This is a genomic window from Sphingomonas sp. (assembly GCF_026460985.1).
Classification (GTDB): domain Bacteria; phylum Pseudomonadota; class Alphaproteobacteria; order Sphingomonadales; family Sphingomonadaceae; genus Sphingomonas.
The window spans coordinates 1-15008 of sequence record NZ_JAPKNM010000098.1; the positions used below are offsets into that span (position 1 = coordinate 1).

The following is a 15008-nucleotide window of genomic DNA, read 5'->3' on the forward strand; positions in this document are numbered from 1 at the left end:
GATGACGCCCTTGTTGCCGTGACGGCCGGCCATCTTGTCGCCCGGCTGCAGCTTGCGCTTCACCGCGACGAAGACCTTGACCATCTTGAGCACGCCCGGCGGCAGCTCGTCGCCACGCTCGAGCTTCTCGCGGCGATCCTCGAACTTCTCGCGGATGCGCTTCACGGCCTCGTCATACTGGCCCTTCACCGCTTCCAGGTTCGACTGGACCGCGTCGTCCTGCACCGAGAACTTCCACCATTCGTGGCGGTCGACGCTGTCGAGCAGGTCGGCGTCGATCGTCGCGCCCTTCTTGAGGCCCTTCGGCGTCGCAGTCGCGACCTGGCCGATGAGCATCTCCTTCAGGCGCGACCAGGTGGCGCGGTTGAGGATGTTGCGCTCGTCGTCCGAGTCCTTCTTCAGGCGCTCGATCTCCTCGCGCTCGATCGCCAGCGCGCGCTCGTCCTTGTCGATGCCGTGGCGATTGAAGACGCGGACGTCGACGATCGTGCCGGCAACGCCCGGGGGCAGGCGGAGCGAGGTGTCGCGCACGTCCGAGGCCTTTTCGCCGAAGATGGCGCGGAGGAGCTTCTCTTCCGGCGTCATCGGGCTCTCGCCCTTCGGGGTGATCTTGCCGACCAGGATGTCGCCCGGCTCGACCTCGGCGCCGATGTACACGATGCCCGCCTCGTCGAGGTTGCGCAGCGCTTCTTCGCCGACGTTCGGGATGTCGCGGGTGATGTCCTCCGGCCCGAGCTTGGTGTCGCGGGCCATCACTTCGAACTCGTCGATGTGGATCGACGTGAACACGTCGTCCTTCACGATCCGCTCGCTGATGAGGATCGAGTCCTCATAGTTGTAGCCGTTCCAGGGCATGAACGCGACGAGCGCGTTGCGGCCGAGGGCGAGCTCGCCGAACTCGGTCGACGGGCCGTCGGCGATGATGTCGCCGGCGTTGACCACGTCGCCCACCTTCACCAGCGGGCGCTGGTTGATGCAGGTCGACTGGTTCGACCGCTGGAACTTCATCAGCGTATAGATGTCGACGCCGCTCTCGGTGGCCTCGACATCGCCCGATGCGCGGACGACGATGCGGGTCGCGTCGACCTGGTCGACGATGCCCGAGCGGCGCGCGGCGATCGCGGCGCCCGAGTCACGCGCGACGGTCTCTTCCATGCCGGTGCCGACGAAGGGCGCTTCCGCCTTCACCAGCGGCACGGCCTGACGCTGCATGTTCGAGCCCATCAGCGCGCGATTGGCGTCGTCGTTCTCGAGAAACGGGATCAGCGAGGCGGCGACCGAGACGAGCTGCTTGGGGCTGACGTCCATCAGCGTGATCTGCTCGGGGAGCGCCATCAGGAACTCGCCCGCCTGACGCGACGAGACCAGCTCCTCGGTGAAGCGGCCTTCGCCGTCGAGTTCGGCGGATGCCTGCGCGATCGTGTGCTTGGCCTCTTCCATCGCCGACAGATAGACGACCTCGTTGGTCACCTTGCCGTCGATGATGCGGCGGTACGGCGTCTCGATGAAGCCGTACTTGTTGACGCGGCTGAAGCTCGCCAGCGAGTTGATCAGGCCGATGTTCGGGCCTTCCGGCGTCTCGATCGGGCAGATGCGGCCATAGTGCGTCGGGTGGACGTCGCGGACTTCGAAGCCCGCACGCTCGCGGGTGAGACCGCCAGGCCCGAGCGCCGAGACGCGACGCTTGTGCGTCACTTCGGAGAGCGGGTTGGTCTGGTCCATGAACTGCGAGAGCTGCGACGAGCCGAAGAACTCGCGAACCGCGGCAACCGCGGGCTTCGCGTTGATCAGGTCGTTCGGCATCACGGTCGAGACGTCGACCGAGCTCATGCGCTCCTTAACGGCGCGCTCCATGCGGAGCAGGCCGACGCGGTACTGGTTCTCGAGCAACTCGCCCACCGAACGGACGCGGCGGTTGCCGAGATTGTCGATGTCGTCGACTTCGCCCTTGCCGTCCTTGAGGTCGACCAGGGTCTTGACCACCGCGAGGATGTCCTCGGTGCGGAGCGTGGTGACGGTGTCCTCGGCGTCGAGGTCGAGGCGCATGTTGAGCTTGACGCGGCCCACGGCCGAGAGGTCGTAGCGCTCGGGATCGAAGAACAGGCCGGCGAACAGCGATTCCGCGGTCTCGAGCGTCGGCGGCTCGCCGGGGCGCATGACGCGGTAGATGTCGGAGAGGGCCTGCTCGCGCTCCTCGGCCTTGTCGACCTTGAGCGTGTTGCGGATCCACGGACCCGTCGAGATGTGATCGATGTCGAGCAGCTCGATGCGCTCGATGCCCGCCTTGTCGAGCTTCTCGAGATTCTCGGCCGAGACCTCGTCGCCGGCCTCGATGTAGATCTCGCCGGTCGACTCGTTGATCAGGTCATAGGCGCTGTAGCGGCCGAAGATCTCCTCGGTCGGGATCAGCAGCGTCTCGAGGCCGTCCTTGGCGGCCTTGTTCGCGGCGCGCGGGCTGATCTTCTGCCCGGCGGGGAACACGACCTCGCCCGACTTGGCGTCGACGATGTCGAACATCGGCTTGGCGCCGCGCCAGTTCTCGGGCGCGAAGGGGATCTGCCAGCCGTTCGGACCGCGCAGGAAGGTCACGCGGTTGTAGAAATAGTTGAGGATCTCCTCGCTGTTCAGCCCCAGGGCATAGAGCAGCGACGTCACCGGCAGCTTGCGCTTGCGATCGATGCGGACGTTGACGATGTCCTTGGCGTCGAACTCGAAGTCGAGCCACGAGCCGCGATAGGGGATCACGCGCGCCGCGAAGAGATACTTGCCGCTGGCGTGGGTCTTGCCGCGGTCATGGTCGAACAGCACGCCCGGCGAACGGTGCATCTGGCTGACGATGACGCGCTCGGTGCCGTTGATGAAGAAGGTGCCGTTCTCGGTCATGAGCGGCATGTCGCCCATGTAGACGTCCTGCTCCTTGATATCGAGGACCGAGCGGGCTTCCGTATCGGGATCCACCTCGAACACGATCAGGCGCAAAGTGACGCGCATCGGCGCCGCATAGGTGATGCCGCGCTGACGGCATTCCTCGACGTCGAACTTGGGATGCTCGAGCTCGTAATTGACGAAGTCGAGCTCGGCGGTGCCGGCGAAGTCGCGGATCGGGAAGACGCTGCGGAGCGTCTTCTCGAGGCCGGAGACATAGCCGATCGAACGATCGCTGCGGAGAAACTGCTCGTAGGATTCGCGCTGAACCTCGATCAGGTTCGGCATCTGGACCACTTCGTGGATGTCGCCGAACACCTTGCGGATGCGGCGCTTCATCGTGCCGCCTTCGATCGCCTTGGTTGCCATGGGTGTTTTTGCCTCGTCAGCCGTAAGTTTGCCCCTGCCGGGGCGGGGGCGTAATTTCGGTGCCCCTTTCCGGGGCCGGGACGTGCGAAAAGACGCGAAAAGGCCGCGCGACTTCCTTCCCGGAATTCGGCAGCTTTTAGCGTCTCCTGATCCCACAGCCCCAATTCGACCGATGCGCTGCGCGACGGCGCATCATTTCCCGGTGCTGCGGTGTGAGGGCGATATAGGTGCCGCGCGCGCCGGTGTCAAATCGGCGGGGGAACCTTTTTCCATCTCGCAAGTGCTGGATTTCCCTCGCTGAACGCCGAATTAACGCCGTCGTTCGTCGCTCCTGGGGCACGGGACGGCGCACGTCGCGCGGCTGGCGCCGGGTTCCATTCGTTGAACCTGCGATATGATGAAGATGCACCCCATTCGCCCCCGCGCCGCGCTGTTTATCGGTGCCGCGCTCCTGTCCACCCCTGCCTTTGCGCAAGAGACGCCCGCGCCGCAGACCGTGACGCCGCCGCCGATCCTGGTGACGCCGACCCTGGCGCCCCAGCCCGCGCCGCGCGTGATCGAGATGGCGCCCGCCTCGCCGATCGTCCAGCCCGCGCCGCCGCCCGGCCCCGCGCCCGAGACGGCTCCGGCGCCGCGCGCCGAGACGCGCGCCGCGGCCCGACCGGCGCCCGCGCGCCAGGTGACGCGCACCACGACGACCACGCGTCAGACGACGCCGGCGCGTGCGACCGCGCCCGCCGCGCCTCCGGCAGCGGCCGTGGAGCAACCGCCTGCGCCCGCGGCCCAGGCGCCCGCGGTGCCCGTGCCGACTGCGGTCACACCCGCTCCCGAGACCGCGGCGCCCGTCGCGGATACGACCGCCACGCAGACCGAGACCGTGCGCAGCACGGGGCTGGCCTGGCCGTGGCTGCTCGGCGGGCTGCTGCTCGTGCTTGCGGGCGGCCTGGCGCTGCTGATGATGCGTCGCCGCCGCAGTGAATCGGACTATGTGGAAGAGGCCATGTACGAGGCGCCGATCGCCCCGCGTACCGCGACGGAGCCGGTCGACGCCGCGCCCTTGGCCGCCGCGCCTGTCGTCGAACCGCGTCGCAAGCCTGTAGTGAGTCCCGAGATGGCGGCTGCCGCCGCTGCTGCCGCCGCAGCGCCGGCCGCGATCCTGCCGGCGGCCGAGCCCGAGCCCGCCGAGGCGCATGTCGAGGCCGAGCTGACCGAGGCCGAGAGCGAGGACCTCGCCGGGATCACCGATGCGCCCGCGCCGGTCGCCAACCGGCCGTGGCTCGAGCTGGGCCTGCGCCCGGTCCGCGCCGGGACCAGCGAGGAGGAGGCTTTGGTCGATGTCGAGCTGACCGTCGGCAATTCGGGCGACGTGCCCGCACGCGACGTCCAGATCTCGGCCTTCATGCTCACCGAGGCGGAAGCGAGCGAGATGGAGAGCCTGTTGACCGGCCATGCCCCGGACGCCGCGGTGCCGCCGGTGACGATCGCCCCGGGTGACGGCACCCGCGTCGACGCGCACCTCGCCGTGCCCAAAGGCGAGATGGGCCGCACGTTCAATCCCGTCGTCGTCGCCGAGGCGCGTTACACGCTCCCGGACGGCAGTGAGGGCCGCACGTCGGCGGCATTCAAGATCGGCCGGCCCTCGGCGGTGTCCGAGGGCGTCGGCCCGATCGGCGCGAGCCGGCCGCACATGGTCGACGATGTCGAGGCGGAGCTGATCGGTGCGCCTGAGCATGCGTAACGCCTAGTTTCCCTCTCCCGATGGGAGAGGGAAGGGTGGGTCGTCGACGTTCAAATCCTCCCCCGCCAGGGGGAGGTGTCGCCGAAGGCGACGGAGGGGGAGGTAAGCGACCCATTGGCCGTCGTGCTTCCGCCCCCTCCGTCATGCTTCGCATGCCACCTCCCCCTGGCGGGGGAGGATTGAGAAGATTGACCGCCAGTACCCCCTTTCATTCGTTACTATTCCGGGTCTATCGACTGCCGCTTCCAAACAGGGAGCCAGGTCGCCCATGAACAAGCTGCTCGTTGCATTCCTCGCCGGTGCCGCCGTCCTCGCATCGCCTGCACTTGCGCAGCAGGCCCAGCCCTTCAACGACGTTCCCGCCAAGTTCGAGGTCCCGCAGGACCGCAACGACTATATCCGGCGCGAAGTGATGATCCCGATGCGCGACGGGGTGAAGCTGTTCACCGTGATCATGATCCCCAAGGGCGCGCGGAATGCGCCGATCCTGCTCACCCGCACCCCCTACAACGCCGCCGGCCGCACGCGCCGGCTGGACAGCCCCAACATGCTCTCGATGCTGCCCGAGGGCGACGAGGTCTTCGTGCGCGACGGCTATATCCGCGTCTTCCAGGACATCCGCGGCAAATACGGTTCGGAGGGCGACTATGTCGTCACGCGCCCGCCGGTCGGCCCGCTCAACCCCACCAAGGTCGATCACACCACCGACGCCTGGGACACGATCGACTGGCTGGTGAAGAACACCCCCGAATCGAACGGCAAGGTCGGCATGCTCGGCTCGTCCTATGAGGGCTTCACCGTGGTGATGGCGCTGCTCGACCCGCATCCCGCGCTCAAGGTCGCCGCGCCCGAGAGCCCGATGATCGACGGCTGGATGGGCGACGACTGGTTCCACTACGGCGCGTTCCGCCTCGCCAATATCGGCTGGATCGCCAGCCAGACCGGCTTCAAGGGCGCGGGCAAGTCGCCGCCCAATGCCGGCTATGACGATTACGAGACCTTCCGGAAGGTGGGCAGCGCGGGCGACTGGGCCGCGCAGTACGGCTATTCCCAGCTGCCCTTCTGGCAGAAGATGACCGAGCACGTTGCCTATGACGCATGGTGGCAGGGCCAGGCGCTCGACAAGTTGCTCGCCGCCAACCCCTCCAACGTGCCGACGATCTGGGAGCAGGGCATCTGGGACCAGGAGGACATGTACGGCGCGATCACGACCTTCGAGGCGCTGCAGAAGACGCGCGCCGCCGACCGGAATTTCCTGCTGATGGGCCCGTGGCGCCATTCGGGGTTCAACTATAACGGCTCCGAACTGGGCGAGCTCAAATTCGAGGGCGACACCGCGCTCCAGGCGCGCCGCGACATCCTGCTGCCCTTCTTCAACGCCTATCTGAAGGACGGCGCGCCCGCGTTCACGCCCGCCAAGGCGAGCTTCTACAATACCGGCGAGAACCGCTGGGACCATCTGAACCAATGGCCGCTCGCCTGCGCGGAGGGTTGCGCGAGCAAGCTCACGCCGGTCTATCTCGAGCCCGGCCTCGGCCTCGGCTTCGACAAGCCCGGGGCAGGGGCGGACAGCTATGTCTCGGATCCCGCCAATCCGGTCCCGCACCTGCCGCGCCCGGTCAATTTCGACGACGGCCGCTGGTCGAAATATCTCGTCTGGGACCAGCGCTTCGCCGACGGCCGCACCGACGTGCTCACCTATACCAGCGAGGTGCTGACCAGGCCGGTCCGCGTCTCGGGCGCGCCAATCGCCGATATCTTCGCCAAGACGACGGGCACCGACGGCGACTTCGTCGTCAAGGTGATCGACGTCTATCCGGACGAGGTCGCGACCAGGAAGGAGATGGGCGGGTTCCAGCTGCCGATCGCGATGGACATCTTCCGCGGCCGCTATCGCAACAGCTTCTCCAAGCCCGAGCCGATCCCGGCGGGCAAGGTCCAGCAGTACAAGTTCCGCCTGCCGAGCGTGAACCACGTCTTCCAGCCGGGGCATCGGATCATGGTCCAGATCCAATCGAGCCTGTTCCCGGTCTATGACCGCAACCCGCAAAAGTACGTCGACAACATCTTCCTCGCGAAGAAGTCGGACTATCAGAAGGCGACCGTGTCGATCGTCTATGGCGGGGCGCAGTCGAGCGCGGTACTGCTGCCGGTAGTGCCGCTGGACCAGAGCGCGGCGAAGGCGAAATAACGGAAGCCATCTTCTGAGGGGGAGAGGAATGCTGCTTGGCGCCGCACTGTTCATCGCCGCCGTCGCGCCCGGCGCGGCGGTGGCGCGCGAGCCCGAGGTCCTGGCCCAGACCGGCAAATGGGTCATCAACTACGACCAGGATGCCTGCCACCTGCTGGCGGAATTCGGCGCGGGCGAGGCGGCGGTCTCGGCGCGGTTCACGCGCTTCGAGCCGGGCGACTCCTTCATGCTCGCGCTTTATGGCGACCGGCTGCGCTCGACGGACGCCACCGCCGACGTGAAGATCGATTTCGGCCTGGTGCGCGCGGAGAAGGTGAATGCCCTGCTGGGAAGCTTCGCCGAACGTCCGACGATGCTCTTCGTGAGTCTGCGCTTCGACGGAGCGGGGTGGGCGACGGGCAAGGAGCCTCCCGCGATCCCGCCCGAGCAGGAGGCGAAGGTGTCGGGCGTCACCATCGACGCGAAGGGGCGGCCGAGCTTCCGCCTCCAGTTCGGCTCGCTGGCCAAGCCGCTGCGGGCGATGCGCACTTGCCTGACCGATCTGGTGCGGAGCTGGGGCTATGATCCCGCCGTCGAGGCCGCGCTCAGCCGCCGCGCAAAGCCGACCAGATCGCCGGCGAGTTGGTTCGAGAGCGCGGACTATCCGCGCGAGGCTGCGCGCCTGGGCCTGGACGGCTCGGTCCAGTTCCGCCTCGACGTCGATGCCGCGGGCAGGATCGGCGGTTGCCACATCCTTGCGCGGACCAATCCGGACGATTTTGCCGACGCCACCTGCCGCGCCATCCTGAAACGGGCGAGGTTCGAACCGGCACTCGATGCGCAGCAAAAACCGGTACGCTCCTTCTTCGTCGGCAGCACCCGGTTCAAGATAGTGTCCTGATCCGACGAGACTTGAGCACCTCGCGCGACGGGCATACTGTATTGTGCGAGTAATACAGGAGGGCGGATGCGTCGGGTGCTCAAATGGACGGTGGGATTGCTCGCGTTGGCGCTGGCCGGCGTGGCAGTGTGGGACGTCGCCACCTTCGATCGTGACGGCTGGCGTAGCGACTATGCTAGGCTCAAGCGCGCCACGGCGCAGGACTACGCCAATCTCGATTGGGTCCGCGAGCATCGCAGGCTCGACCTCGCCAAGCTCGATCGCGAGACGCAGGCCGCGCTGGACGGCGCCTGGTCTCGGGTGCAGGGCTATCGGGCGCTGCGCGCGTTCGTGGCGGCATTCGACGATCCGCACTTCACCCTGGCGCTGGCCGAGGGACCGCCGCCGACGCGCGCGTCGATCGTTGCCGGACCGGAGGCCGCCGCGCCCAAGGTCGAGGGCTGCGAGGCCGCGGGGTATCGCGACGATCGCAGCGGCTTCGCCGGGCGCTGGGCCAAGGTCTCCGACTGGCGCCCGATCGGCCCCGCCGATGCCGATTTCCCGATCGCCATGGTGGGCGACACCGGCGTGCTGCGGATCGGCACCTTCGGCGACGACCGCTATCTCGCCGCATGCAGGCGCGCCTTCCGCCCGGGCATGGACGCGGACACGCTGCGCACGGCGACGCGCGGGCTCCTCGATCGCGAGATCGCCTCGGCGCTTGCCCGGCTGCGCGCGGCCGGCGCGCGGTGGCTGCTCGTCGACGTGAGCGGCAATGGCGGGGGCAGCGAATGGGTGAGCGATGTCGTCGCGCTGATGACGCCGCGCCGCCTCAGCCGTGCCGAGGCGCTGGTCGCCGATCCGCCCTGCGACCGCAGCGGGGTCTGGGAAGGGCGGCCCGATTGCCGCGTGCTGCCGGCGGCGGGGCCGCGCGGGGAGATCATGGGCAAGGGCGCGTGGCGCGGCCCGATCGCCATCTATGCCGACAAGGGCAGCGCCTCGGCGACCGAGGACTTCACGGCATGGCTGCGCCAGAACAAGGCGGCGATCCTGATCGGCGAGAAGACGCTCGGCGCGGGCTGCGGCTATGTGAACGGCGGCGGGCGGGTGCGACTGGCAAAAGCCGGGCTGGACGTCCGCATGCCCAATTGCGCGCGCTTCCTCGCTGACGGCGTCAACGAGATCGAGGGGCAGGCGCCCGACATCCCGATCGCCGCCGCCGACGACACCAGCTGGGCGCACGCGATGGACGCGGCAATCCGCCAGACACGCGTCGCCGCGAGATAGTCGCTTCCGCGAGGTGTGCCGGTGAGCTAATCCGGTACGACTCACCCGAGGGGAGATTCGAATGAGGAAGTGGAGCATCGCGCTCGCCCTGTCGGTTGCCGCGATCCCGGCGGCGGCATTCGCCCAGCCGGCCGGTCCCGCCGCAGCCGAGAAGCTGCATGTCGACATGCAGTATTTCACCTTGCCCAACGGCCTGCGGGTGGTGCTGGCGAAGGACCAGATCGCCCCGACGGTGACGATCGCGACCTATTACGGCATCGGCTTCCGCGTCGAGCCGCGCGAGCGCACCGGCTTCGCGCATCTGTTCGAGCATCTGATGTTCCAGGGATCGAAGCACGCGCCCAAGGGTGTGTTCGACAAGACCGTCACCAATTCGGGCGGGATCAACAACGGCTCGACCCGCTTCGACTTCACCAATTACTACGAAGTGCTGCCGTCGAGCGCGCTCGAGCGGATGCTGTGGCTCGAGGCCGATCGTATGGCGAACCCGGCGATCGACCAGACCGTGCTCGAGAACCAGCAGGGTGTCGTGGGCAACGAGGTCAAGGTCAACGTCCTCAACCAGCCCTACAGCACCTGGCCGTGGATCGACCTGCCGATGCTGGCCAACACCAACTGGTACAACAGCCACAATTTCTACGGCGACCTGAAGGAGATCGAGGCGGCGACCGTGCCCGACGCCAGGTCCTTCTTCGATGCCTTCTACCGGCCGAGCAACGCGGTGCTCGTGATCGCCGGGGACATCGACTATGCCGCCACCCGCGCGATGGTGGAGAAATATTTCGGCGGGATCGCCAAGAAGCCCGCGGTGGTCCAGCCCGACATCTCCGAGCCGCGCCAGACCGCGGAGAAGTTCCGCAGCCGCGTCGACGCGCTCGCGCCCAAGCCGGGCTATGCGGCGGGCTATCACGTGCCGACACGCGGCACGCCCGAATGGTATGCGATGGGGCTGATCGACCAGATCCTGCTCCAGGGCGATGACAGCCGGCTCTACCGCAAGCTCGTCCAGGAAGCAGGGATCGCGGGCGAGATAGGCGGCGGGATCAACGGCGATCTCGGCGACATGTTCGACTATCGCGGGCCGATGCTGTGGAGCTTCAGCTTCACCCACGATCCGACGCACAGCCGCGAACAGATCACCCGGGCGGTCGACGAAGTGATCGAGGGCATCCGCACCAAGCCGGTGACCGCCGCCGAGCTGACACGCGCGCGCACCAAGATGCGCTCCGACCTGTACGGAACGATCGACAGCGGCGGCCGGATCGGGCTCATCAACCTGCTCGCGGTCTATGCGCTGTTCGACAACGATCCTCAGGCGATCAACCGCATCGAGGAAGGCTTCGCCAAGGTGACGCCCGCGCTGATCCAGAAGACCGCGCAGGAATATCTGCGTTCCACCAATCGCTCGATCTACGTCATCGAACCCGGCGCCGCGAAGGCCGCCGGCGCACAAGGAGGCAAGTGATGCGGCGCACGCTCATCGCGATCTCGCTGGCGCTCGCCGCCGCCACGCCCGCGCTCGCGCAGGATTTCCCGCCCCCGCCGCCGGTGGGCGAGCCCAAGCCGTTCAAGCTGCCCGCGACCGAGACCTTCACGCTGCCCAACGGGCTGACGGTGACGCTGGTGCCCTATGGCATCGCGCCCAAGGCGGTGGTGTCGCTGCGCGTCCGCGCAGGCAACGCGGTGGAGGGCGAGCAGACCTGGCTCGCCGACCTGACCGCCGAGATGCTCAAGGAAGGGGCGGGGAGCCGCTCCTCGGCCGATCTCGCCACCGCGGCGGCCGGCATGGGCGGCGAGCTGGGCGTGGGCGCGGGAATGCAGACTACGCAGATCTCGATCAACGTCCTCTCCGAGCACGCGCCGGATGCGATCGCGCTGATCGGCGACGTCGCGATCCGACCCACCCTCCCTGCGAGCGAGCTCGCGCGGATCCAGGCGAACCTCGCGCGCCAGCTCTCGGTCGCGCTGTCGCAGCCGGGCACGCTCGCCGACGTGGCGCTGGCGCGGACGATCTATGGGCCCAACCATCCCTATGGCCGGACGATCCCGACCCAGGCGCAACTCGCCGCCTATACGATCGACGACGTCAAGCGCTTCCATGCAAGCCAGTTCGGCGCGAAGCGGGCGCATCTCTACATCGCGGGCAAGTTCGATGCGGCGGCGGTCAAGGCCGCGGTGGCCAAGGCGTTCGGCGGCTGGGCGGCAGGTCCCACACCGGCCGAGCTCGCCGCGCCGCACCAGGCGGGTCCCCGCGTGATCCTGATCGACCGGCCCGACGCGCCGCAGACCACCTTGCGGCTCGCCTTCGACGCGGCGCTCGCCGGAAGCGCGGCGGACATCCCGCAGCGCGTGACCAACGAGCTGCTCGGCGGCGCGTTCAGCTCGCGCATCACCACCAACATCCGCGAGACCAAGGGCTATACCTATTCGCCCAACTCGTCGGTGGCGTTCGGCCCCGGCGATGCGCTGTGGAGCTTCGATGCCGACGTGACCACCAACGTGACCGGCGCGGCGCTGACCGAGGTCTTCAAGGAGATCCGCCGGATGCAGACCGAGCCCGCGCCGATCGAGGAATCGAAGGGCATCCGCACCTATATGGCCGGGCTGTTCGCCATCTCGAACTCGACCTCGCCCTCGCTGGTCAACACGCTGGCGACGCGCGACATGCTCGGGCTGCCCGGCGACTGGACCGATCGCTACGTGCCCGCGGTGCTCGCGGTCGACCCCGCGGCGATGATGGCCTCGGCCAAGGCGCGCTACCCGCTCGACAAGCTGACCCTCGTCGCGGTCGGCGACCTCAAGACGGTCGAGCCGCAGCTCAAGGCGCTTCCCGAGCTGGCCAATGTGCCGTTCCAGCGGGTGACCGTCCCCTAGGTCGAAATCCTCCCCCGCCAGGGGGAGGTGGCGCCGAAGGCGTCGGAGGGGGAGGTAAGCAGTGTCCTCTCCGATTGAGCTTAGTGATTCCGCCCCCTCCGTCAGCCTGCGGCTGACACCTCCCCCTGGCGGGGGAGGATTGAGAAGTCGCGCTCGCCCTGAATGGCGATATGCCATAAGGCGATGAAGCGAGGCTGAATTGCGCCGCGTGCAGCTGAAATTCACGTTGGAGGCGCTAGAGACGTGCGGGTGAATCGCGGGAGGTATCGGATCGGCGGGCTGTGCGGCATCGCCGCGGCGGCTTTGTCTGCGGGCGCGGTCGCGTCCGGGGCCGCTGCCCAGCAGACCTCTCCGCCGGCTCAGGCACCCGCGCCGACGCCGACGCCTTCGGGCCGACTTCCGAATGTGATGTATCTGCCCAACACCTCGTTGGGGGGCACGCCCGTGCCGACTCCGGCGCCGCCGCCGACGGTGACGGTCGCGCCGGTGGCCACGCCGACTCCGGCATCGCGGCCGGCGGCCACCGCGACGCCGCGAGCTGCCGCCCCCGAACGGGCGACGCCCGCGCCGGCACCCGCCCAGGCGGTGCCCGCCGGCCAGCCGTCGCCCGCCTCGACACCGTTCGCCACACAGGCGCCGGCGCTGCCGACACCGCTCGCCACCGCCCCCTCGGCGCCCGCCGCGCTTCCGTCGCCGTCCGTGACGGCAGCCCCGCCCGAAGGCATGCCTGGCTGGCTATGGGCGTTGCTCGGCGCGGGCGCGTCGGCGCTCGTCTTCGGAACTGCCTTGGTGCTGCGCCGCCGCCGCGCCGCCGCGGTGGAGGAAGAGGCGTATGAGCCGCCGGTCGCGGCGCCCGCGCCTGCGACGCCAGCACGCCCGGTTGCGACTCCGCCGGGCGTCGCCCCATCGCCCGCCGCGCCGCCGCCGGCCCCGGCTGCCGTCCCTTCGGGCGAGCCATTCGAGATCCAGCTCCGTCCGACCAGCATCGAAGTGAGCGAGCGCGACGTTTTGCTCGATTTCGAGCTGTTGATCGGCAACCTCCAGGCCTCGGCCGCCGAGAATATCCGCGTGATGATGGCGATGATGAGCGCCAACCCCGATCAGGACCGCAATATCGCCGGCTACCACGCCAATCCGATGGTCGATCCGGCGGGCAATGCCTTCGATCTCGCGCCCGGTGCGGGCGGGCGCATGCCGGCGCGGCTGGCGCTGCCGCGCGAGCTCATCCATGTCGTAGAGGTCCAAAGGCGGCCGATGTTCGTGCCGCTGGTGATGATCGAGCTCAAATGGCGCGCGGGGATCAGCATCCGCCGCTTCGGCGCGGACTTCATGGTGGGGAGCGCGGGGCAGGGCGCCAAGCTCGGCCCGATCTGGCTAGACCGCAACCAGCAGGCGACCCAGCTCGCCGCCACCCGCTACCTCGCGCGCCAGGCCGCCGCGGCCTGAGTGTCCCCCGGAGACCGCGTCAGTCGATGACGCGTCCGATCCGCACCAGCACGCCGGTCGGATCGCTCACCGCGAACTCGTAGGTGCCCCAGGGCTTCGCGTGCGGCGCGCCCGGTTCGATGATCAGCTCGCGCACGCGCGCGGCGACCGCGTCGACGTCGTCGACATAGAGGTACAGCCCGAACGGATTGTCCTCCACCTTCTTCGGCCATCCCGGCATCCGGTTGAGGTGCAGGTGCCAGCCCCGGCCGTCGGCGAGGATGCGGTAGTCGCCATAGTCGCTGACCAGCTCGAAGCCGAGCCGCCGGTAGAAGCGCTCGCTGGCATCGAGGTCGCTGCTCGGCACGATCGCAACGACGCGGTGTTCTTCGGTCATCGGGCAGGCTCCCTGGGTTCCGAGCACCACCGTGCACCAGCGCGTGGGCGCAGGCGAGGGCTAAACGGGCCGGAAGCGGCGTTCCCGGACAAGCATGAAGAGAAGTCCGGAAACCGGCGGCGCGATGCGCTATGGTCGCGGCCCGGAGGTCGAGGATGGATGGACAGGTGGACCCGCGGGCGCGGCGCACGCGCGACGCGATCGTCGGCGCGCTGGTCGAGCGCGTATTCCGCCAGCGCTATGACGCGATCCGGACGGGCGACCTGATCGCGGCGGCGGGGGTGGGTCGCTCGACCTTCTACGCGCATTTCCGCAGCAAGGACGCGGTGCTGCTCGCCGCGATGGAACCCATCCTGCTCCCGCTGGCGAACGCCGCCGCCGGTCGCGCTAGCGCGGCGCAGCTGCGTTCGACGCTGGCGCATGTCTGGGAGCGGCGTTCGCTCGCGCGGGCCGTCCTCGGCTCCGCCGCGGGCATGAAGCTGCAGCGCCGGCTCGCCGCGATGATCGGGGAAGCGGTGGAGAGGCGCGACGGCGCCGTGCCGCCGGCGATGCTCGCCATGGCCGCCGCGGCCGCGCAGCTGACCATGCTGCGCATGTGGGTGGGCGGCGAGGCGACCTGCTCCGTCGCCGACCTGGCATCGCGGATAATGGCATGCGCGCGGCTCGTCGACACGGGCGCTCGTTGAGTTGCGCAACGAAAAAGGGCGGCCCCGAGGGACCGCCCTTTCGTTCTCTGCCGTGAAGCAGAAGAAGCTTACTTGACCTCGACGGTCGCGCCGGCTTCCTCGAGCTGCTTCTTGATCTTCTCGGCCTCGTCCTTGTTGACGCCTTCCTTGACGGCCTTGGGAGCCGACTCGACCAGGGTCTTGGCTTCGGTCAGGCCCAGGCCGGTGATGGCGCGGACTTCCTTGATGACGTTGATCTTCTTGCCACCGTCGCCGGT

General features: G+C 68.5%; 11 protein-coding genes. 8 read left to right on the forward strand and 3 right to left on the reverse strand.

Translation table 11 applies throughout. The features are described 5' to 3' along the window. A partial coding sequence (gene rpoB, locus MT490_RS16220; RefSeq protein ID WP_297390033.1) for a DNA-directed RNA polymerase subunit beta occupies window positions 1–3294 on the reverse strand: 3294 nt, incomplete at its 3' end. Window positions 3295–3691: 397 nt separating this feature from the next. Between rpoB and MT490_RS16225 the strand changes: the two genes are divergently transcribed. The 7 genes from MT490_RS16225 to MT490_RS16255 all read left to right on the forward strand — a co-directional run bounded on the left by MT490_RS16225 (window position 3692) and on the right by MT490_RS16255 (window position 13689). Beyond that, complete coding sequence (locus MT490_RS16225) at window positions 3692–5032, forward strand: hypothetical protein (protein WP_297390036.1); 1341 nt, start codon at window positions 3692–3694, stop codon at window positions 5030–5032. 268 nt (window positions 5033–5300) lie between these two features. After that, window positions 5301–7223 carry a CocE/NonD family hydrolase gene (locus MT490_RS16230; protein WP_297390039.1) on the forward strand — a complete coding sequence of 641 codons (1923 nt, stop codon included), beginning with the start codon at window positions 5301–5303 and terminating at the stop codon, window positions 7221–7223. A 28-nt stretch (window positions 7224–7251) separates the two neighbouring features. Further along, the gene (locus MT490_RS16235; RefSeq protein WP_297390043.1) at window positions 7252–8103 is read left to right on the forward strand and encodes an energy transducer TonB; all 852 of its coding nucleotides are present in this window, start codon (window positions 7252–7254) and stop codon (window positions 8101–8103) included. A 66-nt stretch (window positions 8104–8169) separates the two neighbouring features. Beyond that, a complete protein-coding gene (locus tag MT490_RS16240; RefSeq protein WP_297390046.1) occupies window positions 8170–9369 on the forward strand; it encodes a S41 family peptidase in 1200 nt (399 codons plus the stop codon). 61 nt (window positions 9370–9430) lie between these two features. Next, the gene (locus MT490_RS16245; protein WP_297390051.1) at window positions 9431–10834 is read left to right on the forward strand and encodes a pitrilysin family protein; all 1404 of its coding nucleotides are present in this window, start codon (window positions 9431–9433) and stop codon (window positions 10832–10834) included. Continuing rightward, complete coding sequence (locus MT490_RS16250; RefSeq protein WP_297390054.1) at window positions 10834–12243, forward strand: pitrilysin family protein; 1410 nt, start codon at window positions 10834–10836, stop codon at window positions 12241–12243. The genes MT490_RS16245 and MT490_RS16250 overlap by 1 nt, the downstream gene beginning before the upstream one ends. A 243-nt stretch (window positions 12244–12486) precedes the next feature. Then, a complete protein-coding gene (locus tag MT490_RS16255) occupies window positions 12487–13689 on the forward strand; it encodes a hypothetical protein (RefSeq protein ID WP_297390057.1) in 1203 nt (400 codons plus the stop codon). A gap of 19 nt (window positions 13690–13708) precedes the next feature. Here the strand turns inward: MT490_RS16255 and MT490_RS16260 are convergent, their stop codons facing one another. Then, entirely contained in the window at window positions 13709–14065 is a 357-nt protein-coding gene (locus tag MT490_RS16260; RefSeq protein WP_297390061.1) for a VOC family protein, read from the reverse strand. A 155-nt stretch (window positions 14066–14220) separates the two neighbouring features. On the opposite strand from MT490_RS16260, the gene MT490_RS16265 reads away from it, so the two are divergent. Then, complete coding sequence (locus MT490_RS16265; protein WP_297390064.1) at window positions 14221–14751, forward strand: helix-turn-helix domain-containing protein; 531 nt, start codon at window positions 14221–14223, stop codon at window positions 14749–14751. Window positions 14752–14819: 68 nt separating this feature from the next. Here the strand turns inward: MT490_RS16265 and rplL are convergent. Further along, the coding region (rplL, locus tag MT490_RS16270; RefSeq protein ID WP_297390067.1) for a 50S ribosomal protein L7/L12 at window positions 14820–15008 on the reverse strand (189 nt) is incomplete at its 5' end.